The following is a 21,955-nucleotide window of genomic DNA, read 5'->3' on the forward strand; positions in this document are numbered from 1 at the left end:
GCCACGGCCCCGGGGCGTTTCGCCGGGCATTCGACAGGTCCCGCCGCTCTCACCTGATCCTCACCTCGGTATGGGACGAGTACCGCGCGGTAGGTACGCTGCATCGCATGCGTGCACTTCTTGTGGTCAATCCGGCAGCAACCACCACCAGCGCACGCACGCGTGACGTCTTGATCCATGCACTGGCGAGCGAGATGAAGCTCGAAGCGGTCACCACCGAGTACCGCGGTCATGCCAGGGATCTCGGCCGGCAGGCCGCGGAGAGCAAGGACATAGAGCTGGTCGTGGCCCTCGGCGGCGACGGCACGGTCAACGAGGTCGTGAACGGTCTGCTGCACAACGGCCCCGACCCCGACCGGCTGCCCGGCCTCGCCGTCGTCCCCGGCGGCTCCACCAACGTCTTCGCCCGCGCCCTGGGCCTGCCCAACGACGCCGTCGAGGCGACCGGCGCCCTCCTGGACGCCTTGCGCGAGGGCCGGGAGCGCACGGTGGGCCTCGGTCTCGCCGCGGGCACCCCGGGCAGCGACGACGAGGGTGTCCCCGCCCGCTGGTTCACCTTCAACGCGGGCCTCGGCTTCGACGCCGGCGTGGTCGGCCGCGTCGAACAGCACCGCGAACGCGGCAAACGCTCCACGCACTCTCTCTACGTGCGCCAGGCGATGCGCCAGTTCTTCGGGGAGACCCACCGGCGCCGCGGCACCATCACGCTGGAGCGGCCGGGCTCCGACCCGGTGACCGATCTGGTGCTGTCGATAGTGTGCAACACGTCTCCGTGGACGTATCTGGGCAATCGCCCGGTGTACGCGTCACCTAAGGCCTCGTTCGATACCGGCCTCGACGTACTCGGCCTCAGCCGCATGTCGACGGCCGCGGTTGCCCGGTATGGCACCCAGTTGCTCACTTCGTCCCCCGAGCGCGGCCCCCATGGCAAGCACGCGGTGTCCCTGCACGATCTGACCGACTTCACCTTGCATTCGAAGGTCCCGCTGCCCCTGCAGATGGACGGCGACCACCTCGGACTGCGTACGAGCGTCGCGTTCACAGGCGTTCGCCGTGCACTGCGTGTGATTGTGTGAGCGGAACGGGCCAAAGTCCTTCCACTCGAACGTTTAGGCCAGGGTCCACCCCATGGAAGTACGGCTGTGACCTAGTCGACACCGAGGAATCAAAAAAAACTTTCCGGAAGGGGTTGTATCCGCCGCTGAGGTTTGCGAGTCTCTACGTGGCGCTCGGGTCGGGCCGCAACATCGCCCCCACAGAGCGCCGGAACCCCTCCTCACATCCAGGACCACGCCAGTCCGTCTGGTAGTCGGCCCTTCACTTGTTGAGGGATTCGTGAAAGCGTTCACATTCACAAGCAACGTGCATGTAATACCAAGGAGAGGTAGCAGCCATGGACTGGCGTCATAACGCCGTTTGCCGCGAGGAAGACCCCGAGCTCTTCTTCCCCATCGGCAACACCGGTCCTGCGCTGCTGCAGATCGAGGAAGCCAAGGCCGTTTGCCGTCGCTGCCCCGTCATGGAGCAGTGTCTGCAGTGGGCGCTTGAGTCCGGCCAGGACTCCGGCGTCTGGGGTGGTCTCAGCGAGGACGAGCGCCGCGCAATGAAGCGCCGCGCCGCCCGCAACAGGGCCCGTCAGGCCTCCGCCTGACAACCCGCCCCACGACAGCCTGGCTTGGCGGCGCGTACAGCGAGTACGCATCTCCCGCCCCCGAGCCGCAGCGCGCAGTACCCCCGATGCGCACAACCGAATGACACTGTGAGCCCCGGACCACTCAGTGGTCCGGGGCTCATTGCTGTTTGCGATCGTGGACTCGTCGGCTGTTCGAGCGCCCCTGGCGCCGCCGAACCAACCCACGAGGGTTACGCAACGTGTCCGGGACGTCATGGTGCGGGGTGTCCGAGAGCGGTCGACGAGAGCGTGGACCGCCTGGATTCCTTAGGCGGCTCACGTGACGTTGGTTACTCGGGTCAGCCGGGCGGCTGTCCGCCGGTCGGCTTGTCCGCCGGTCGAGTCAGCCGGTCGGCTCACTCAGGTCGCTCAGGTCGCTCAGGGAGACTGGCCCGCTCGACGGGCTTCGGTCACTCGGGTCGTTTGGGGCTCTGCACCGGGATGTCCAACACGACCTGCGTGCCGCGCTCCGGGGCCGGGACCATGTCGAAGGTGCCGCCCAACTCGCCCTCCACGAGCGTTCGTACGATCTGCAGACCGAGGTTGCCCGAGCGGTGCGGGTCGAATCCCTCGGGCAGGCCCACTCCGTCGTCCTGGACCGTGACCAGGAGTCGGTTCTCCTTCGACGTACCGCCGCGGACCACGGACACCTCGACCGTGCCCCGTTCGCCCTCGCGGAAGCCGTGCTCCAGGGCGTTCTGCAGGATTTCGGTGAGGACCATGGAGAGCGGGGTCGCCACCTCGGCGTCGAGTATGCCGAAACGGCCCGTCCGCCGGCCGACGACCTTGCCCGGCGAGATCTCGGCGACCATGGCGAGCACCCTGTCTGCGATTTCGTCGAACTCCACGCGCTCGTCGAGGTTCTGAGAGAGCGTCTCGTGCACGATCGCGATCGAGCCGACCCTGCGCACCGCCTCTTCGAGGGCTTCCCTGCCCCGGTCGGACTCGATGCGGCGGGCCTGAAGGCGCAGCAGGGCCGCTACCGTCTGGAGGTTGTTCTTCACCCGGTGGTGGATCTCCCGGATGGTCGCGTCCTTGGTGATCAACTCGCGCTCGCGGCGGCGCAGTTCGGTCACGTCACGCAGGAGGACCAGGGAACCGACACGTGTCCCCTTGGGTTTGAGCGGGATCGAACGCAGCTGGATCACGCCGTCGTCGCTCTCGATCTCGAACTCGCGGGGTGCCCAGCCGCTGGCCACCTTGGCCAGCGCCTCGTCCACCGGGCCCCGGGAGGGGGCGAGCTCCGCGGTGGTCTCGCCGAGGTGTTGGCCGACCAGGTCGGCGGCGAGGCCCAGCCGGTGGTACGCCGACAGCGCGTTCGGTGACGCGTACTGGACGACGCCGTCCGCGTCCACCCGGATCAGGCCGTCGCCCACGCGGGGCGAGGCGTCCATGTCGACCTGCTGGTTGGGGAACGGGAAGGAGCCCGCCGCGATCATCTGGGCCAGGTCGGACGCGCTCTGCAGATAGGTGAGTTCGAGCCGCGAGGGCGTGCGCACCGTGAGCAGGTTGGTGTTGCGGGCGATGACCCCCAGGACACGGCCCTCTCTGCGGACGGGGATGGACTCGACCCGTACGGGAACTTCCTCACGCCACTCCGGGTCGCCCTCGCGCACGATCCGGCCCTCGTCCAGGGCGGCGTCCAGCATGGGACGGCGGCCGCGCGGGACGAGGTGTCCGATCATGTCGTCCTGGTACGAGGTGGGGCCGGTGTTCGGCCTCATCTGGGCGACCGAGACGTAGCGGGTGCCGTCACGGGTGGGGACCCACAGGACGAGGTCCGCGAAGGAGAGATCGGAGAGCAGCTGCCACTCCGAGACCAGCAGATGCAGCCACTCAAGGTCGGAGTCACCGAGGGCGGTGTGCTGGCGTACGAGGTCGTTCATGGAGGGCACGTCTGCGAGCGTACCCGCCGCGTACGACAAGACTTGAAATCGGTCATTCGCAGGCCCCCGGAGGACACCCGGAGACACCCGCGGGCCGCGGCGCCTGAGAGGGACCCTCAGCCCTCCCGGCACCGCAGCCCGGAGCAACATCGGCCGGGGGGTGTGCGGTCCCGATCGGCCGAAGGATGAGGATCCGGTGCAGTCAGGGCAGAGAGCGCCGGCTCCTCGATCCGTCTTCCTGTGCGGGGAAGACGGAGGCTTGGTCGTCAAGTGTTGTGATCACTCAGCTGGCTTGATCATTCAGTTGCGTGCTCAAGCTTTGCCTACGATTCTGGACTAGACCACTCCGGCTGTCCATGCGTTGCCGGATGTTTGTTGTTGTCTCCTGATCCGACAACTCGCGTCCTCTCACCACCACGCACATGGACGCCGAGCGGTTCACGGGCAGGGCCAGACACGCATGGCGAGTTCGGCCACCGCTTCCAGCTGCTCCTTCGTGGCTCCGTCCCGGGCCTGCTGGGACATTCCCTGGATCACGGCGCCGGTGTGCCGGGCCAGGGCCGCCGTATCCACGTCCGCGGGAAGCTCGCCCGCGGCGACACCGGCCTTTATGCGGCTCTCTATGGCGGCGACGTTGGCGTTGCGCCGCTCGCGCAGGGAGTCCTCCACCTCGGGGGTGGTGCAGTTCGTGGCGGCATGGACGACCAGGCAGCCGTGCGGGCGGCCGGGTTCGGTGTACTCCGCCGCGGCCTCGCGCAGCATCCGCGCCACCGCGGCGCGGGCCGTCCGCTCCTCGGTGAGCGCGCGGTCGCTGAACGAGCCGTACCTCGTGCCGTACGCGGTCACGACCTCCGCGAAGAGGGACCGCTTGTCGCCGAAGGCCGCGTAGAGGCTGGGGGCGCCGATGCCCATGACCTCGGTGAGGTCGGAGACGGAGGTCCCCTCGTAGCCGTGCTCCCAGAAGGCGAGGATCGCCTTCTCCAGCGCGGTCTCGCGGTCGAAGGAGCGGGGGCGGCCACGGCCGCGCGGCCTGGCCTCGGATCCCGGCCCGGCCTGCCGGGCGGCTGCCTGTCTGTTCACCATGGAGTGGATTTTATAGCGGGTGCTAGAGAAATGGCCGTCCCCTGTAGTACGGTTTTTTCTGTAACGGCCATTAGGGAAATATGGAGGGGGCTGACATGGGCGTGCTTGCGGGCAGGACGGCGCTGGTGACGGGCGGCAGCAGGGGCATCGGGCGGGGTATCGCCGAGCGGCTCGGGCGGGACGGGGCGCGGGTGGCCGTGCACTACGGGAGCGACGAGCCGGCGGCGAAGGCCGCGGTGGACGCGATCCGGGCGGCGGGCGGTTACGCGTTCGCGCTGCGAGCGGAGCTGGGAGCGCCCGGCGACGCGGACGAGCTGTGGCGGGAGTTCGACCGGCACGCGGAGGGTCTGGACATCCTGGTGAACAACGCCGGGATCGGCACGTCACGCCCGTTCGAGGAGATCGACGAGGCCGAGTACGACCGGGTCTTCGCGGTGAACGTGAAAGCGCCGCACTTCATCACGCAGCTCGGCGCGACCCGGCTGCGGGACGGCGGGCGGATCGTCAACATCTCCTCGGGCCTCGCACGCACCGCGATGATGCCGGACAAGATGGCGTACGCGATGACGAAGGGCGCCCTGGACATCTTCACGCGGGATCTGGCCAAGGTTCTGGGACCCCGTGGCATCACGGTGAACACGGTGGCGCCGGGCATCATCGACACCGACAACAACGCCGACTGGCTGCGGTCGAGCGACGAGGCCTGGGCACAGGCCTCGGCGATATCGGCGCTCGGACGGGTGGGCACGCCGGCGGACGTCGCCGACGTGGTGGCGTTCCTCGCCTCGGACGAGGGCCGGTGGGTGACGGGGCACTGGATGGACGCGACGGGAGGTTCGTTGACCTGAGCACGCAGGGACGCCGACCTGCGCCTCACCGGGCAACCCCCGTCGGGGCGGGCGTCGAGGAGAGCGTCGAGGCGGGCAATATCCGTCCCGGAAGGCGCGACCGGGGAGGACCCATTCTGCTAGATTGGTCTATACCACATATGCAGGTGAGTCCCCCTTCAGAACGGCAGGCCCAGCGTGGAAGTTGTCATCGTTTCGGACGCCAAGGCGGGTGGCGAGCTCATTGCCGGGGCCATGGCGGAGTTGCTCCGGCACAAACCCGACGCCCTGCTCGGAGTGGCCACCGGTTCGACGCCGCTGCCCATCTACCAGGCGTTGGCGGCGAAAGTGGGCTCCGGGGCCGTGGACGCCTCGCGGGCACGGGTCGCACAGCTCGACGAGTACGTGGGGCTGCCGGCCGAGCACCCCGAGTCGTACCGGTCGGTGCTGCGGCGCGAGGTGCTGGAGCCGCTGGGCCTCGGCATGGCCGCGTTCATGGGACCGGACGGGACCGCCGAGGACGTACGGGCTGCGTGCGAGGCGTACGACAGGGCTCTCGCCGAGGCCGGCGGGGTCGATCTGCAACTGCTCGGCATCGGGACCGACGGGCACATCGGGTTCAACGAGCCGTGCTCCTCGCTGGCTTCCCGTACACGGATCAAGACGCTGACCGAGCAGACCCGGGTCGACAACGCGCGGTTCTTCGAGGGCGACATCGAGCAGGTGCCGCATCACGTGATCACCCAGGGCATCGGGACGATTCTGGAGGCACGGCATCTGGTGCTGCTCGCCACGGGTGAGGGCAAGGCCGATGCCGTGGCGGCGACCGTCGAGGGGCCGGTCGCAGCGGTGTGCCCGGCGTCGGCGCTCCAGCTTCACCCCCACGCCACGGTGGTGGTGGACGAGGCGGCCGCGTCCAAGCTGAAGCTGGCGCACTACTTCCGGCACACGTACGCCAACAAGCCGGCCTGGCAGGGCATTTGACGACGAGGGTGACGAAGGGGGTGCCGGGGATGCGGGGGACAACGGTGAGGTGTGCGAAGGCGCCGGGTTCGCCCGTGGAGGGACCGGCGCCTTCGTGGGGAGGGTGAGCTGGGGCGGTGGGGTCAGGCCCCGGTGACGGCCTCCGCCGCTGCCAGTCCGCAGACGCGGGCCGCGCCGTGGGTGGCGATGTGGAGGGCGCCGCGGGGTGGTGCCTGGGGTAGGCCCATCTCGACCACGACCGTGTCGGGGCGGGCGGCGATCAGCGTGTCGAGGGCCTCGGACATCCAGGCGTGGCGGTGGGCGTCGCGGACGACGGCGACCACGCGGCGTGATCCGGCGGCCGTGAGCGCCTCGGCCCCGGCACCCTCTCCCGTGAAGCTCCCGGTCTCCGTGCCCGGGAGCGTGCGCCGCAGTTCGGCGGCGACGCCCCAGGGGGTCTCGTCTCCGACGGCGATGTTGGCGACGGGGGTGAAGGCCGCGACGTACGGGGCCTCGGTGACCGGCGCGTAGTGCCGGCCGCGTGTGACGGTCAGCGCGCGTCGGGCCGCCACCAGGCCGATCTCGGTGCCGGCGGAGTCGGCGGAGCCTTCGGTGCCGGCGGAGTCTGCCGTGGCCGTCGGCGTCGGCGTCGGTGAGAGTGAGCCGTGTGGCGGGGTCGAAGTGCCGCTCTGGGTGGCCGCGTCGGCCGAGGTGGTCCAGGTGGCCAGGGCTCGTACCCGGGCTGCCGCGTCGGCCAGGCGTTCCTCCGGGAGTTCTCCCGAGCGGACCGCCGTGACCAGGGCGTCCCGCAGTCGCAGGACCGTTGCCTCGTCGGCCAGTCCGCCGCCCACGCAGATGGCGTCGGCGCCGGCGGCGATCGCGAGGACGCTGCCCCGTTCGATGCCGTAGGTCGCGGAGATGGCCTGCATCTCCATGCCGTCGGTGACGATCAGCCCGTCGAAGCCGAGTTCCTCGCGCAGCAGCCCGGTGAGGACGCGGCGGGAGAGGGTCGCGGGGCGGGCCGGGTCGAGGGCCGGTACCAGGATGTGCGCGCTCATCACGGCCCGGCTGCCGGCCGCGACGGCCGCGCGGAACGGGGCCAGTTCGCGCGACTCCAGGACCGACGGCTCCGCGTCGATGCGCGGCATCGCGTGGTGGGAGTCGACCGCGGTGTCGCCGTGGCCCGGGAAGTGCTTGGTGCAGGCGGCGACTCCGGCGGACTGGAGCCCGGAGACGTATGCGGCGGTGTGCCGGGCCACCAGTGCGGTATCGGCGCCGAAGGACCGTACGCCGATGACGGGGTTGCCGGGGTCGGAGTTGATGTCGGCGGCCGGCGCCCAGTTGAAGTTGACCCCGCAGGCGGCGAGTCGGCGGCCCAGTTCGTGGGCCACGGCCTCGGTCAGTGCCACGTCGTCGACCGCGCCCAGCGCGTGGTTGCCGGGGAACGACGACCCCGTACGCACCTCCAGGCGTGTGACGTCACCGCCTTCCTCGTCGATGGCGACCAGTACGTCGTCGCGTTCGGCGCGCAACTGGGCCGTCAGCGTGGCGACCTGGCCGGGCGAGGCGATGTTGCGGCCGAAGAGGCCGACGGAGGCGAGGCCCTCGCCCAGTCGCCGCAGCAGCCAGGAGGGAGCGGAGGTCCCGGTGAAGCCGGGCTGCAGGACGGCGAGGGCGTCACGGGTCAGCGTGTCCGTGCCGGAGGCGATGGTGGTCATCGGGGGTCGTTATCCCTTCACCGCGCCGGCGGTGAGTCCGCTGACGGCCTTGCGCTGGAGGAAGACGAAGAGGAGCAGGATCGGAACGGCGAAGAGCGAGGAGGCGGCCATGGTGGCCCCCCAGTCGTCGCCGAACGTCGTCTGGAAGCTGGAGAGCCACAGCGGGAGCGTCTGCTTCTCGGCGTCCTTGTTGAGGATCAGGACCAGCGGGAACTCGTTCCACGCCGTGATGAAGCCGAAGAGCGAGGTCGCCATCAGTCCCGGGGCGAGCAGCGGGAAGATGATCTTCACGAAGGCCTGCCTGCGGGTGCAGCCGTCCACCATGGCCGACTCCTCCAGTTCCTTCGGCACGGCGGCGACGTAGCCGCGCAGCGTCAGGACGGTGAAGGGCAGCACCATGATCATGTAGAAGAACGTGAGCGGTACCAGGCTGTTGAGGAGGTCGGCGTCGCGCACGATCATGTAGATCGCGATGATCATGACTTCCCAGGGCGCCATCTGCGCGATCATGAAGGTCAGGATGAATCCGCGGCGGCCCCTGAAGCGCATGCGGGCCAGCGCGAAGGACGCGAGCAGCGCGATGACGAGGGAGGCGACGACCGCGAGGACGGTCACCGTCAGGGAGTTGCCGACCAGCGTCCAGAAGTGGTCGGCGTCCAGCACCTTCCGGAAGTGTTCGAAGGTGATGTCGGTCGGTACGAAGACCGGGTCGTCCGAGATGATGTCGCCGGTCGGCTTCAGCGACGTCGCGAACATCCAGTAGACGGGGAACGCGAAGACGGCGAAGAGGACGACGGCCGTCGCGTTGGGCCACAGCCGGGCCATCAGGGAGCGCTTCACAGCTCGTCCTCCTCTTGCTTGAGAACCGTACGCAGGTAGTAGGCCGTCAGGCCGAGCAGGATGAGGATCGTCAGGAAGGAGATCGCCGCGCCCATCCCGTAGTGCTGGTTGCCGGGGCCCTCGACGAACGCGTAGATCGGCAGCGTCTCGGTGAGCCGGTCGGGACCGCCCATGTTGATGGCGAAGATCTGCGGGAACGCCTTGAACACCCAGATGACCTCAAGGAAGGTCGTCGCCCACAGAAACGGCCGCAGGAAGGGGAAGGTCACGGAGGTGAAACTCTTCCAGGTGCCGGCCCCGTCGAGCGAGGCGGCCTCGTACAGCTCTTTGGGGATGGTGGTCGTGGCGGCGTACAGGTTGATCGCCACGAACGGGATGGACTGCCAGACGATCACCAGGATGATCACGGAGAAGGTGGAGAGCTGGGTGCCGAACCAGTTGTAGTCGGCCATCGACGACCAGCCCGCCTTGGCGAGCAGCCAGTTGACGACGCCGAAGCGCTGGGCGAACAGCCACTGGTAGACCGTGGTGGCGGCGACCACCGGCATCGCCCAGGCCAGCACCAGGCCGAGCAGGAGCAGCAGGCGCATGCGCTTGCCCAGCCGGGCCAGGAGCAGACCCATGAGCGTGCCGAGCACCATGATGAGGACGACGTTCACGGCGGTGAAGACGACCGTCCGCTGGACGACCTTCCAGAAGTCCGTACTGCCCAGGACGTCCGTGTAGTTGTCGAATCCCCGCCACTCGGTGAGGTGCAGGATCAGCTGGCGCGGGTTGAGGTTCTGGAACGACAGGATGCCGTTCTTGACCAGCGGCCAGCCGAGCAGGACCACCGTGGCGAGCAGGCCGGGCAGCAGGAGCAGGTACGGGGCGGACGCGCCGCCGCGTCTGCCGGCCGGGCCCGGGCCCGTGGGGCCGCCGGGCGGGGGTACGTCGGTCTTACGGACACCGGGCGCCGCTGCCGTGCCTGTGTCCGTGCGTTTGGTCTGCACTGACATGCTCGCCATCTCTTCCACCATCGGGAGTTCGCAGTTCGATGCGCCGGCGTGCCAGGGACGGACAGGGGCTGCCCGTCCCCGGCACGGAGGTGATCAGCTGCTCTGCGCGAGCCGCTTGTTGATCTCGCCCTCGACCTGCTTGGCGGCGGCGGCGGGCGACTTCCCCTTCAGCACCGCGGTCATGTAGGCCTTGATCGGGTTCGGGTCGTTCTCGACGGCGGCCCACTCGGGGATCAGCGGGGTGGTGCCACCGCCGGCCGCGGCCGGGGCGGCGGCCTCGGCCGCGCCGTTGCCCTTGAGGTTGGTCTGCAGCGACTCCTTGTTCGGGATGACGCCGTTCTCCTTGGCGAGCGCGCCCTCGAACTTGTCGGACAGGGCCAGCTTCAGGAACTCCTTGGCGAGTTCCTGCTTCTTGCTGCCCGCGGCCACCGCGAAGTTGGAGCCGCCGAGGAAGACGCCCTCGGGCTTCTCGGCCGTCTCACCGGGGATGGTGAAGTAGCCGATGTCCTTCTCGATCTTCTTGTTGGCCGCGATGGCCGTGCCGGCCTCCCAGCCCATGCCGATGAAGGCGCCGACGTTGCCCTTGGCGAAGACCTCGGCCTGCTGCGGGGTCGCCTCGTCCTTGTCCTTGGGGGCCTTGGAGTAGGACTGGAACTCCTTGTAGGTCTCCATGGCCTTGCCGACCTTCGGGTCCGCGAGGTTGGAGACGTACTTGTCGCCTTCCTTCTTCACCAGGTCGGCGCCCTGGCCGATGGTCAGGCCGTCGAAGAAGTACCAGTTCTGGCCGGGCAGGTAGATCGGCTCGGCGTCGGTCTTCTTGTCGATGGCCTTGAGGGCGTCGAAGAACTCGGCCCGCGTCTTGGGGGTGTCCTTGATGCCGGCGTCGGCCCAGACCTTCTTGTTGTAGACGACGACGCGGTTGGCGAAGTACCACGGGGCCGCGTACTGCTTGCCGTCGTAGACCGCCGACTCGTTGAGCGCCTCGGTCCAGTCGGCGCCGATCTCCGACTTGAGGTCCGACAGGTCGGCGAGACCGCCGGTGGCCGCGTAGGCGGGGGTCTGCGTGTTGCCGACCTCGATGACGTCCGGCGGGTTGTCCTCGGAGAGCGAGGTCGTGATCTTCTGCTGGATGCCGGTCCACTGCTGCGTCTCGAACTTCAGCTTGGCCTTGGTCTTCTTCTCGAAGGCGGCCGTGAGGTCCTTGGTCCAGCCGGGCGGCGTCGAGCCGTCCATGGCCCAGACGGTCAGGGTCTGGCCCTTGTAACCGTCCGCCCCCGTCTTCTCGCCACCGTTGTCGTCGTCGCCGCCACAGGCAGCGACCGACATCAACATGCCCGCGACACCGACGGCCGCGATGAGCTTGCGATTCACGTCATCCTCCTCAGGGATGCCAGCAACCCCCCTGCCCACCGCGTGACTTACGACGAGTACTGCCCGTGGGGCTGGGACCTGGTCCTCAATGGTTTAGACCAGTACGGGGAGCTTGGCCTAGACCTGTAAGGGTGTCAAGGGCGATAAAGCCGCTCCCGACGGTCCGTTACGCGACCTATATATGCAGGAACCTTTCACTGCGCGGGCGACGGAACGGGCGGGCCCGCGCGCAGGTCGCGACGGGGTCCCCGGCCCGCCCCGTGCACGCGGTGGACTAGACCAAAAGGGACCCCGACGGTATATAGAGGGGATCACGCAGCGTGCGGGGGGACACCCGCACGACTGGGCGTGCCACGATGTGAGCCGTGGCCGACGCGCGTACGTCGGCCGCAACGGCACCCGGAGCCGGGAAGGCAGAGTATGAGCACCGACGTCAGCAGTGCGGAGAACGAGGGTGGCGTCCCCATCCGTACCGCGCGCGTGCCCAAGTACTACCGCCTGAAGAAGCATCTGCTCGACATGACGGACACGTTGCCGCCCGGCACGCCGGTACCGCCCGAGCGCACGCTCGCCGCCGAGTTCGACACCTCGCGCACGACGGTGCGCCAGGCGCTTCAGGAGCTGGTCGTCGAGGGGCGCCTCGAACGCATCCAGGGCAAGGGCACGTTCGTCGCCAAGCCGAAGGTGTCGCAGGCGCTGCAACTCACGTCCTACACCGAGGACATGAGGGCGCAGGGGCTTGAGCCCACCTCGCAGCTCCTGGACATCGGCTACATCACCGCCGATGACACCCTCGCCGAGCTGCTCGACATCACGGCCGGCGGGCGTGTTCTGCGGATCGAGCGGCTGCGGCTCGCGAGCGGTGAGCCGATGGCCATCGAGACGACGCATCTGTCCGCGAAGCGGTTTCCCGCGTTGCGTCGGTCGCTGGTGAAGTACACGTCGTTGTACACCGCGTTGGCGGAGGTGTACGACGTGCGTCTCGCGGAGGCCGAGGAGACGATCGAGACGTCGCTGGCGACTCCGCGGGAGGCGGGGTTGCTCGGGACGGATGTGGGGTTGCCGATGCTGATGTTGTCGCGGCACTCGCTCGACAAGGGTGGGCAGCCGGTGGAGTGGGTGCGGTCGGTGTATCGGGGGGATCGGTACAAGTTCGTTGCGCGGCTGAAGAGGCCGGTGGACTGAGCGAGTTGAGCGGGGTGAGGTTGGGTTGGGTTGGGTTGGGGGCGGTGCGTTGTCGGCTGCGGGGCCGTCGTGGCTGGTCGCGCAGTTCCCCGCGCCCCTGAAAGCTGAACGACCGCGCTGTTGCTCGCGCCCCTAAAAGCAAAAGATTGCGCCGTTCCCCGCGCCCCTGAAAAGGCGTCCCCCGTGCCCATGAGAAGCGACGCCAGTTGAGTCGGTGTGCGTGTGGTGTGGTGTTGGGGCTCGTCCTGTTCTACGGTCCTCCCGTCATCCATGGACGGGAGGACGACCCGTGCGCACCGACAGCCCCCGTAAGGCACGTCCCCGCAGCATCGTCATCTGGACCCTCGTCGCACTGGTGAGCGCGGCCGCCTGGTCCGTGCTCGCGCTCTCGCGGGGCGAGGAGGTCTCGGCCGCCTGGATGGTCGCGGCCGCCCTCGGCTCGTACGCCATCGCCTATCGCTTCTACGCGAAGTTCATCGCCCACAAGGTGCTGAAGGTCGACGGGACGCGGGCCACCCCCGCCGAGCGCCTCAACAACGGCATCGACTTCCACCCCACCGACCGGCGGGTGCTGCTCGGCCACCACTTCGCGGCGATCGCGGGTGCGGGGCCGCTGGTGGGGCCCGTGCTGGCCGCGCAGATGGGGTATCTGCCCGGCACCATCTGGATCATCGTCGGCGTGATCCTGGCGGGCGCGGTCCAGGACATGGTCGTCCTGTTCTTCTCCACCCGCCGGGACGGCAGGTCGCTGGGGCAGATGGCGCGCGAGGAGATCGGCCCGTTCGGCGGCGCGGCCGCCCTGATCGCCGCCTTCGCCATCATGATCATCCTGCTCGGGGTGCTCGCGCTGGTCATCGTCAACGCGCTCGCGCAGTCGCCGTGGGGCACCTTCTCCATCGCGATGACGGTCCCGATCGCCCTGCTGATGGGCGTCTACCTGCGCGTCCTGCGGCCCGGCCGGATCACCGAGGTCTCGCTGATCGGCGTGGCGCTGCTGCTGTTCGCGCTGGTCGCGGGCCGCTGGGTCGCCGAGTCGTCGTGGGCCGGCACCTTCACGCTCGCACCCTCGACACTGGTCGTCTGGCTGGTGGCGTACGGGTTCATCGCGTCGATCCTGCCCGTGTGGATGCTGCTGGCGCCCCGCGACTACCTCTCCACGTTCATGAAGATCGGCACGATCGTGCTGCTCGCGCTCGGGGTCGTCATCGCGCTGCCGACCCTGCGGATGGACCCGGTGACCGACTTCGCCTCGCGGGGCGACGGGCCGGTCTTCGCAGGATCGCTCTTCCCGTTCGTCTTCATCACCATCGCCTGCGGGGCGCTCTCCGGCTTCCACGCCCTGATCTCCTCCGGTACGACGCCGAAGATGATCCAGAAGGAGACGCAGGTCCGGATGATCGGGTACGGCTCCATGCTCATGGAGTCGTCCGTGGCCGTCATGGCGCTGATCGCGGCGTCCGTCATCGACCCGGGCCTGTACTTCGCGATGAACGCGCCCGCCGGGGTCATCGGGGACACCGTCCAGAACGCCTCGCAGGTGGTGGGCGGTTGGGGGTACCAGATCTCCCCCAAGGACCTGGCGGACGCGGCGAAGAACGTCGAGGAGTCGTCCCTGCTGTCGCGGACCGGCGGCGCTCCCACCCTCGCGGTCGGCGTCTCGGAGATCTTCTCCGAGGTCACCGGGGGCGGCCTGCGCGCGTTCTGGTACCACTTCGCGATCATGTTCGAGGCGCTGTTCATCCTCACCGCGCTCGACGCGGGCACACGGGTGGGCCGCTTCATGCTCCAGGACACGCTGGGCAATCTCTACAAACCCTTCAAGAACGTGAGCTGGAAGCCCGGACTCGTCATCACGAGCGGCATCGTCTGCGGTCTGTGGGGCTACTTCCTGTGGGTGGGCGTCCACGAACCGCTCGGCGGGATCAACCAGCTGTTCCCGATCTTCGGCATCTCCAACCAGCTCCTCGCCGCGGTCGCCCTGGCGGTCTGCACGACCCTGCTGGTGAAGTCCGGGCGCCTCAAATGGGCCTGGATCACCGGTATTCCGCTCGTCTGGGACGCCACGGTCACGCTGACCGCGAGCTGGCAGAAGGTGTTCTCCGGCGACCCGCGCGTGGGCTTCTTCAAGCAGCGCTCGATCTACCAGGACGGCATCGACCGGGGCGAGGTCATCGCGCCCGCAAAGAACATGGACGACATGCACACGATCGTCACGAACTCCACGGTCGACGGCGTCCTCACGGCGGTTCTCGCCCTGCTCATCGTGATCGTGATCGCGGACGCGACGCGGGTGTGCATCAGACACGTACGCCGTCCCGCGCTCTCCACGCTCAGCGAGGCGCCGTACGTCGAGTCGCGGATCGTCGCGCCGGCCGGGCTGATCGCGACCAAGGAGGAGAAGGAGGAGGCGCGCGATGCGGTCGGCGCTGCACCGGGCGGTTAGCGGCCTGCGTTGGTACGTACGGGAGTTGACGGACGAGTCCGCGTACGACCGTTACGTCGCGCATGTACGGGAACACCGGCCCGAGGCGGACGTGCCCTCGCGGCGCGAGTTCGAGCGGATGCGCACGGACCGTCAGGAGGAGGACCCCCGGCAGGGCTTCCGCTGCTGTTGAGCGGAGCCTGCCGGACGGCCCGCCGCGCCGACCCCACGGCCGGTCGGTCGGCGGGCGACACGGCACATCCGTTATGCGGACAGGGGTTCCATAAAGCGAAAGCGTCCCTTAGATTTCCTGCGCGTTGCACAGGTGATCAGTGAGGGGACGGAGCCGCGGTATGTCAGAAACGCCGGATGCGCCAAGAGCGCCCGAGGGGAATCCGCCGGTGGTGACACCGGTCCGGGTGGTGATCGCCCTCTGCCTCATCGCGCCGTTCGTGGCGCTGCTCTGGGTGGGGTCGTACGCGAAGGTCGACCCGACCTTCATCGGCATCCCGTTCTTCTACTGGTACCAGATGCTGTGGGTCGTCATCTCGACCGTACTCACGATGACCGCGTACGCCCTGTGGAACCGTGACCAGCGCGCCCGCAAGTCGCAGAACGGGGGCGCGTCCGCATGAACGACGGCGTGAACGGCGTGGCACTCGCCGTCTTCATCTTCTTCTTCCTGGCCGTCACGGTCATGGGTTTCCTGGCCTCGCGCTGGCGCCGGGCCGCCAACGAGCAGACGCTCGACGAATGGGGCCTGGGCGGACGGTCGTTCGGAACCTGGGTCACCTGGTTCCTGCTCGGCGGCGACCTCTACACGGCTTACACGTTCGTGGCGGTCCCGGCGGCGATCTACGCGGCAGGCGCGGCCGGCTTCTTCGCCGTCCCGTACACGATCCTGGTCTACCCCCTCATCTTCACCTTCCTGCCCCGCCTGTGGTCGGTCTCGCACAAGCACGGGTACGTGACGACGTCGGACTTCGTGCGCGGGCGCTTCGGCTCGAAGGGGCTGTCGCTCGCGGTCGCCGTCACCGGCATCCTCGCGACGATGCCGTACATCGCCCTGCAGCTGGTGGGCATCCAGGCCGTCCTCGACGTGATGGGCGTCGGCGGGGGTGAGGACACCAACTGGTTCGTCAAGGACCTGCCGCTGCTCATCGCCTTCGCAGTGCTGGCCGCGTACACGTACTCGTCCGGGCTGCGCGCACCCGCCCTGATCGCGTTCGTCAAGGACACGCTGATCTACATCGTCATCACGGTGGCGATCATCTACATCCCGATCAAGCTGGGCGGCTTCGACGAGATCTTCGCCAAGGCCGGCGAGGCGTACAGCCAGACCAACCCGGCGACCGGCGCGCCACGCGGCGCCCTGGCACCGGGCGAGGCGGGCCAGTGGACGTACGCGACGCTCGCGCTCGGCTCCGCGCTGGCACTCTTCATGTACCCGCACTCGATCACGGCGACGCTGTCCAGCCGCAGCCGTGAGGTGATCCGGCGCAACACCACGATCCTGCCGCTGTACTCGCTGATGCTGGGCCTGCTCGCGCTGCTCGGCTTCATGGCGATCGCGGCCGGGGTCAAGGTGGACAACGGGCAGTTGGCGATTCCACAGCTCTTCGAGAACATGTTCCCCGACTGGTTCGCGGGCGTGGCCTTCGCGGCGATCGGTATCGGCGCGCTCGTGCCGGCGGCCATCATGTCCATCGCGGCGGCGAACCTGTTCACCCGCAACATCTACAAGGACTTCATCAAGCCCGACGCGACGCCCGCCCAGGAGACCAAGGTCTCCAAGCTGGTCTCGCTTCTTGTGAAGGTGGGTGCGCTGGTCTTCGTCCTGACCATGGACAAGACCGTGGCGATCAACTTCCAGCTGCTCGGCGGCATCTGGATCCTGCAGACCTTCCCGGCGCTGGTCGGCGGCCTGTTCACCCGCTGGTTCCACCGGTGGGCGCTGCTCACGGGCTGGGCGGTCGGCATGGTGTACGGGACGGTCGCCGCCTACGGGGTGGCCTCGCCTTCGCAGAAGCACTTCGGTGGCTCGTCGAAGGAGATTCCCGGGATCGGGGAGATCGGGTACATCGGTCTGACGGCGATCGTGCTGAACGTGATCGTGACGGTGGTCCTGACCTTCGTGCTGAGGGCACTCAAGGCTCCCGACGGTGTCGACGAGACCTCTGCCGAGGACTACACGGCGGACGCGGGCGACAAGGGTGTCCAGGTGGAGCTGCCGCCGGCTACGGCGGGGGCTGGGCACTAGGGCCCTAAGGGCTGTCCCAGGTACGGGACAGGTAGAGGCGGCAAGGGCGAGAATGACCCGCATGGACATCGTGATCGGACGGGCGGAGCCCGGGGAGTACGCCGCGCTGGGAGAGATCACCGCGCAGGCCTATCTCGGGGACGGGCTGCTCGACTTCGGGGAGAGCGAGGAGTACCTCGGTGAACTGCGGAACGTGGCGAAGCGCGCCACCGCCGCCGAGGTACTCGTGGCCGTGGAGGCCGGGGCGGGGTCGCCCCGGGGCCGGCTTCTCGGCGGAGTGACCTTCGTGCCGTCCGGCGGACCCATGGCCGAGATCGCGCGCGAGGGCGAGGCCGAGATACGGATGCTGGCGGTCGCGAAGGAGGCCCGCGGCCGGGGCGTCGGCGCCTCCCTCGTACGCGCCTGCGTCGACCGCGCACGGGCCACGGACGGCTGTGCGGGCCTCGTGCTGTCCACCCAGCGCACCATGCACAGCGCCCACCGAATCTACGAGCGCCTCGGCTTCAGTCGCGACTCCGCCCGGGACTGGAACCCCGTCCCGGACCTGGACGACTTCATGCTCCTTACCTACACGTTGACGCTGTGACACACTCCGCGACTCCTCCGGCCGCTCCTCCTCCGGAGCCGACGCGACACAAGATGTAGGGGTGCTTCCGCAGCCCGGCACAAGATGTATGCTCAAGCTCGCTGTCGTCGCAGGGGAATCCGGTGTGAATCCGGAACTGTCCCGCAACGGTGTACTTATACGCGTATGCCCCCATGCCTGCACCTCTGGATGCCCGCATGCGCGTACAAGAGTCAAGTCCGAGGACCTGCCGACAGCGCGCCCAGGCCGCCGGTCCGGGCGCATGACGTCCGGGCCTCGTGGAATGGGCCGGTGGACGCGGCGTACCGCTGCGCGCAGCGTGTACCCCCGTGTGCCCCGAACCCCTCCTCCCCGCAGGCCCCGTGCCGAGCGAGGGAGAGCCCCACGTGACCATCGCGCCAGCCGATCCGGTCTCCGCCACAGCGACCCGGGACCAGCAGGAACACCAGCAGGAACACCTGCGGGAGCACCAGCGGAGCAGGGCCGAGGCCGACGGGCCGGGAACCGCGTTGCTGCGGATTCTCACCGACTTCAGCGCCGATCTGCCCGGCGCCGAACCCGGCAAGGTCGCCGCCGCCGCACTGCGCGGCCGGTCCGCCGCCGCGGACGAGCCGGAGCTGCGCGAGCTCGCCACGGAGGCGGCCGCGGGGCTCATCTCCGAAGACCCGGTCTACTCGAAACTGGCCGCGCGCCTGCTGACGGTCGGCATCGCCGCGGAGGCCGCCTCGCAGGGCGTGCGCTCCTTCTCCGAGTCGGTCGCCGTCGGCCACCGCGAGGGCCTGATCGCCGACCGCACGGCCGAGTTCGTACGCGTCCACGCGGCCCGGCTCGACGCGCTGGTCGACGCCTCTTCCGCCGAGGGCGCCGACGACCGCTTCGGCTACTTCGGCCTGCGCACCCTGCACAGCCGGTACCTGCTGCGGCACCCGATCACCAGGGCCGTCATCGAGACGCCCCAGCACTTCATGCTGCGCGTCGCCGCCGGCCTCGCCGAGGACGACACGGTCAGGGCGGTCGACGAAGTGGCCTCCCTGTACCGGCTGATGAGCCACCTCGACTACCTGCCCTCCTCCCCCACGCTTTTCAACTCCGGTACGCGGCACCCCCAGATGTCGTCCTGCTACCTCCTCGACTCCCCCCTGGACGAGCTGGACTCCATCTACGACCGCTACCAGCAGGTGGCCCGTCTCTCGAAGCACGCGGGCGGCATCGGTCTCTCGTACTCCCGTATCCGCTCCCGCGGTTCGCTGATCCGCGGCACGAACGGGCACTCGAACGGCGTCGTCCCGTTCCTGAAGACCCTCGACGCCTCGGTCGCCGCGGTGAACCAGGGCGGCCGGCGCAAGGGCGCGGCCGCGGTCTACCTGGAGACCTGGCACTCCGACATCGAGGAGTTCCTCGAACTGCGCGACAACACCGGTGAGGACGCCCGGCGTACGCACAACCTGAACCTCGCGCACTGGATCCCGGACGAGTTCATGCGCCGGGTGGACGAGGACCGCGTCTGGTCGCTGTTCTCGCCCTCGGACGTGCCCGAGCTGGTCGACCTGTGGGGCGAGGAGTTCGACGCCGCGTACCGCGCGGCGGAGGCCGCCGGGCTCGCGAAGCGGACCGTCCCGGCCCGTGACCTGTACGGCCGCATGATGCGCACCCTCGCGCAGACCGGCAACGGCTGGATGACCTTCAAGGACGCCGCCAACCGCACGGCCAACCAGACGGCGCTGCCCGGCCACACGGTCCACTCCTCGAACCTGTGCACCGAGATCCTTGAGGTCACGGACGACGGGGAGACCGCCGTCTGCAACCTCGGGTCGGTCAACCTGGCCGCCTTCGTGGACGCCGGCTCCCGCGACACCGACACCGACACGGGCTCCGGCTCCGGCTCCGGCGACATCGACTGGGAGCGGCTGGACGCGACCGTCCGTACCGCCGTGACCTTCCTCGACCGGGTCGTCGACATCAACTTCTACCCGACCGAGCAGGCGGGCCGCTCCAACACCAGGTGGCGTCCGGTGGGTCTGGGCGTGATGGGGCTGCAGGACGTCTTCTTCAAGCTGCGGCTGCCGTTCGACTCCCCGCAGGCGCGGGCGCTCTCCACCCGGATCGCCGAGCGGATCATGCTCGCCGCGTACGAGGCCTCCGCCGACCTCGCCGAGCGCAGCGGCCCGTTGCCCGCCTGGGAGAAGACGCGTACGGCCCAGGGTGTGCTGCACCCGGACCACTACGACGTCGAGCTGAACTGGCCGGAACGCTGGGCGGCCCTGCGGGCGCGGATCGCCTCCGTCGGCATGCGCAACTCGCTGCTGCTCGCGATCGCCCCCACCGCCACCATCGCGTCCATCGCGGGCGTGTACGAGTGCATCGAGCCGCAGGTCTCCAACCTGTTCAAGCGCGAGACCCTGTCCGGCGAGTTCCTCCAGGTCAACACCTACCTGGTGGCCGAGTTGAAGAAGCTCGGCCTGTGGGACGCGCGGACCCGGGAGGCGCTGCGCGAGTCGGGCGGCTCGGTGCGGGACTTCAGCTGGGTCCCGCAGGACGTGCGCGACCTGTACCGCACGGCGTGGGAGATCCCGCAGCGCGGCCTGATCGACATGGCCGCGGCCCGGACCCCGTTCCTGGACCAGGCCCAGTCGCTGAACCTGTTCCTGGAGACGCCGACCATCGGCAAGCTCTCCTCGATGTACGCGTACGCCTGGAAGTCGGGCCTGAAGACGACGTACTACCTGCGCTCGCGCCCGGCGACCCGCATCGCCCGTGCCGCCCAGGCCCAGGCCCGACCCCCGTCCCGGTCCGAGAAGGCCCTTCCCGTCCAGCAGGCCGCCGATCCCGACGCGGTCGCCTGCTCCCTTGAGAACCCCGAGTCCTGCGAGGCCTGCCAGTAATGACGACCACTCCCGAAAAGACCGCGAAGAACCTTCTCGATCCCGGCTTCGAGCTGACCCTGCGCCCCATGCGCTACCCGGACTTCTACGAGCGCTACCGGGACGCGATCAAGAACACCTGGACCGTCGAGGAGGTCGACCTCCACTCGGACGTCACCGACCTGGCGAAGCTGTCACCGGGCGAGCAGCACATGATCGGCCGGCTGGTCGCGTTCTTCGCGACGGGCGACTCGATCGTGTCGAACAACCTGGTGCTGACGCTCTACAAGCACATCAACTCCCCCGAGGCGCGGCTGTATCTGAGCCGCCAGCTCTTCGAGGAGGCCGTGCACGTCCAGTTCTATCTGACGCTGCTCGACACCTATCTGCCCGACCCGGCGGACCGGGCGGCGGCCTTCGACGCCGTCGAGAGCATCCCGTCCATCCGGGAGAAGGCCGAGTTCTGCTTCAAGTGGATGGACTCGGTAGAAAAGCTGGACCGGCTGGAGACGAAGGCCGACCGGCGCCGCTTCCTGCTGAACCTCATCTGCTTCGCCGCGTGCATCGAGGGGCTGTTCTTCTACGGGGCCTTCGCGTACGTCTACTGGTTCCGCAGCCGGGGCCTGCTCCACGGTCTGGCGACCGGCACCAACTGGGTGTTCCGCGACGAGACGATGCACATGTCCTTCGCCTTCGAGGTGGTCGACACCGTCCGCAAGGAGGAGCCGGACCTCTTCGACGACGAGCTGCGGCAGCAGGTCACCGACATGCTCCGGGAGGCTGTCGAGGCCGAGCTGCAGTTCGGCCGCGACCTGTGCGGTGAGGGCCTCCCGGGCATGAACACCGAATCGATGCGGCAGTACCTGGAGTGCGTGGCCGACCAGCGCCTGCAGCGGCTCGGCCTCGCCCCGGTGTACGGCTCCGAGAACCCCTTCTCGTTCATGGAGCTGCAGGGGGTTCAGGAGCTGACCAACTTCTTCGAGCGCCGTGCCTCGGCGTACCAGGTGGCGGTGGAGGGAACGGTCGACCTCGACGAGGACTTCTGATCCTGCCGGCGACCGTGCTCGCGCTCGGCCTCCCTGACGTGCTCGGCCTCCCTGAGCTGACGGTCGATGCGCCTGTCGCGCACGATGCCGTACACCGAGGGGAGGACGAGCAGGACGAGGATTCCGAGGACTGCGAGCATTCCGATCAGGCCTTCCAGCTGTGTTGTGTTCATGGACACCACTGTCCCGCCGAACGGTCCTGACCGTGAGTGGCAGTACTGCCGCACATCCTCGATT

19 protein-coding genes and 1 riboswitch are annotated in these 21,955 nt (G+C 68.7%); of the genes, 12 read left to right on the forward strand and 7 right to left on the reverse strand.

What is annotated here, in order from left to right:
- Positions 1 to 107: 107 nt before the first annotated feature.
- Positions 108 to 1,076: a diacylglycerol/lipid kinase family protein gene (locus AOK01_RS17940; RefSeq protein ID WP_055512823.1), complete on the forward strand. Its 969-nt coding sequence runs from the start codon at positions 108 to 110 to the stop codon at positions 1,074 to 1,076.
- Between the two features lie 317 nt (positions 1,077 to 1,393).
- Complete coding sequence (locus tag AOK01_RS17945; RefSeq protein WP_016639615.1) at positions 1,394 to 1,651, forward strand: WhiB family transcriptional regulator; 258 nt, start codon at positions 1,394 to 1,396, stop codon at positions 1,649 to 1,651.
- A gap of 431 nt (positions 1,652 to 2,082) precedes the next feature.
- Here the strand turns inward: AOK01_RS17945 and AOK01_RS17950 are convergent, their stop codons facing one another.
- Both AOK01_RS17950 and AOK01_RS17955 read right to left on the reverse strand, forming a co-directional pair.
- Positions 2,083 to 3,558, reverse strand: a complete 1,476-nt coding sequence (locus AOK01_RS17950; RefSeq protein ID WP_055512866.1) for a sensor histidine kinase — start codon at positions 3,556 to 3,558, stop codon at positions 2,083 to 2,085.
- Positions 3,559 to 3,996: 438 nt separating this feature from the next.
- Positions 3,997 to 4,641 carry a TetR/AcrR family transcriptional regulator gene (locus tag AOK01_RS17955; RefSeq protein ID WP_055512825.1) on the reverse strand — a complete coding sequence of 215 codons (645 nt, stop codon included), beginning with the start codon at positions 4,639 to 4,641 and terminating at the stop codon, positions 3,997 to 3,999.
- 95 nt (positions 4,642 to 4,736) lie between these two features.
- On the opposite strand from AOK01_RS17955, the gene AOK01_RS17960 reads away from it, so the two are divergent.
- Both AOK01_RS17960 and nagB read left to right on the forward strand, forming a co-directional pair.
- Positions 4,737 to 5,489 (forward strand): SDR family oxidoreductase, encoded by a 753-nt coding sequence (locus tag AOK01_RS17960; protein ID WP_055512829.1) that lies wholly within the window; start codon positions 4,737 to 4,739, stop codon positions 5,487 to 5,489.
- A 177-nt stretch (positions 5,490 to 5,666) separates the two neighbouring features.
- Positions 5,667 to 6,452, forward strand: a complete 786-nt coding sequence (gene nagB, locus AOK01_RS17965; RefSeq protein WP_055512831.1) for a glucosamine-6-phosphate deaminase — start codon at positions 5,667 to 5,669, stop codon at positions 6,450 to 6,452.
- A 122-nt stretch (positions 6,453 to 6,574) separates the two neighbouring features.
- Here the strand turns inward: nagB and AOK01_RS17970 are convergent, their stop codons facing one another.
- From AOK01_RS17970 to AOK01_RS17985, 4 genes are all read right to left on the reverse strand, one after another.
- A complete protein-coding gene (locus AOK01_RS17970) occupies positions 6,575 to 8,149 on the reverse strand; it encodes a glycoside hydrolase family 3 protein (RefSeq protein WP_055512833.1) in 1,575 nt (524 codons plus the stop codon).
- Between the two features lie 9 nt (positions 8,150 to 8,158).
- Positions 8,159 to 8,989: a carbohydrate ABC transporter permease gene (locus AOK01_RS17975; RefSeq protein ID WP_055512836.1), complete on the reverse strand. Its 831-nt coding sequence runs from the start codon at positions 8,987 to 8,989 to the stop codon at positions 8,159 to 8,161.
- Entirely contained in the window at positions 8,986 to 9,987 is a 1,002-nt protein-coding gene (locus AOK01_RS17980; protein ID WP_055512868.1) for a carbohydrate ABC transporter permease, read from the reverse strand. The genes AOK01_RS17975 and AOK01_RS17980 overlap by 4 nt, the downstream gene beginning before the upstream one ends.
- 93 nt (positions 9,988 to 10,080) lie before the next feature.
- On the reverse strand, positions 10,081 to 11,358 hold the full coding sequence (locus AOK01_RS17985; RefSeq protein ID WP_055512838.1) for an extracellular solute-binding protein: 1,278 nt from the start codon (positions 11,356 to 11,358) through the stop codon (positions 10,081 to 10,083).
- Positions 11,359 to 11,778: 420 nt separating this feature from the next.
- Between AOK01_RS17985 and AOK01_RS17990 the strand changes: the two genes are divergently transcribed.
- The 8 genes from AOK01_RS17990 to AOK01_RS18025 all read left to right on the forward strand — a co-directional run bounded on the left by AOK01_RS17990 (position 11,779) and on the right by AOK01_RS18025 (position 21,718).
- Positions 11,779 to 12,543: a GntR family transcriptional regulator gene (locus AOK01_RS17990; protein WP_055512840.1), complete on the forward strand. Its 765-nt coding sequence runs from the start codon at positions 11,779 to 11,781 to the stop codon at positions 12,541 to 12,543.
- 289 nt (positions 12,544 to 12,832) lie between these two features.
- Positions 12,833 to 14,986 (forward strand): carbon starvation CstA family protein, encoded by a 2,154-nt coding sequence (locus tag AOK01_RS17995; RefSeq protein WP_055512843.1) that lies wholly within the window; start codon positions 12,833 to 12,835, stop codon positions 14,984 to 14,986.
- A complete protein-coding gene (locus AOK01_RS18000; protein ID WP_055512844.1) occupies positions 14,958 to 15,158 on the forward strand; it encodes a CstA-like transporter-associated (seleno)protein in 201 nt (66 codons plus the stop codon). Before AOK01_RS17995 ends, AOK01_RS18000 begins: the two co-directional genes overlap by 29 nt.
- A 160-nt stretch (positions 15,159 to 15,318) precedes the next feature.
- Entirely contained in the window at positions 15,319 to 15,600 is a 282-nt protein-coding gene (locus tag AOK01_RS18005) for a DUF3311 domain-containing protein (RefSeq protein WP_079103502.1), read from the forward strand.
- Positions 15,597 to 17,225 carry a monocarboxylate uptake permease MctP gene (gene mctP, locus AOK01_RS18010; protein WP_055512848.1) on the forward strand — a complete coding sequence of 543 codons (1,629 nt, stop codon included), beginning with the start codon at positions 15,597 to 15,599 and terminating at the stop codon, positions 17,223 to 17,225. Before AOK01_RS18005 ends, mctP begins: the two co-directional genes overlap by 4 nt.
- Before the next feature lie 61 nt (positions 17,226 to 17,286).
- Positions 17,287 to 17,811, forward strand: a complete 525-nt coding sequence (locus tag AOK01_RS18015; protein WP_055512849.1) for a GNAT family N-acetyltransferase — start codon at positions 17,287 to 17,289, stop codon at positions 17,809 to 17,811.
- An 88-nt stretch (positions 17,812 to 17,899) separates the two neighbouring features.
- Positions 17,900 to 18,059, forward strand: a riboswitch (cobalamin riboswitch).
- A 138-nt stretch (positions 18,060 to 18,197) separates the two neighbouring features.
- Entirely contained in the window at positions 18,198 to 20,693 is a 2,496-nt protein-coding gene (locus AOK01_RS18020) for a ribonucleoside-diphosphate reductase subunit alpha (RefSeq protein ID WP_425424742.1), read from the forward strand.
- A complete protein-coding gene (locus AOK01_RS18025; protein WP_055512851.1) occupies positions 20,693 to 21,718 on the forward strand; it encodes a ribonucleotide-diphosphate reductase subunit beta in 1,026 nt (341 codons plus the stop codon). Before AOK01_RS18020 ends, AOK01_RS18025 begins: the two co-directional genes overlap by 1 nt.
- On the opposite strand, the gene AOK01_RS41270 is transcribed toward AOK01_RS18025, so the two are convergent.
- On the reverse strand, positions 21,631 to 21,891 hold the full coding sequence (locus AOK01_RS41270) for a hypothetical protein (protein ID WP_190850267.1): 261 nt from the start codon (positions 21,889 to 21,891) through the stop codon (positions 21,631 to 21,633). The two genes, AOK01_RS18025 and AOK01_RS41270, sit on opposite strands and share 88 nt — an antisense overlap.
- Positions 21,892 to 21,955: the final 64 nt, after the last annotated feature.

This window comes from Streptomyces aurantiacus (assembly GCF_001418335.1).
GTDB lineage: Bacteria > Actinomycetota > Actinomycetes > Streptomycetales > Streptomycetaceae > Streptomyces > Streptomyces aurantiacus.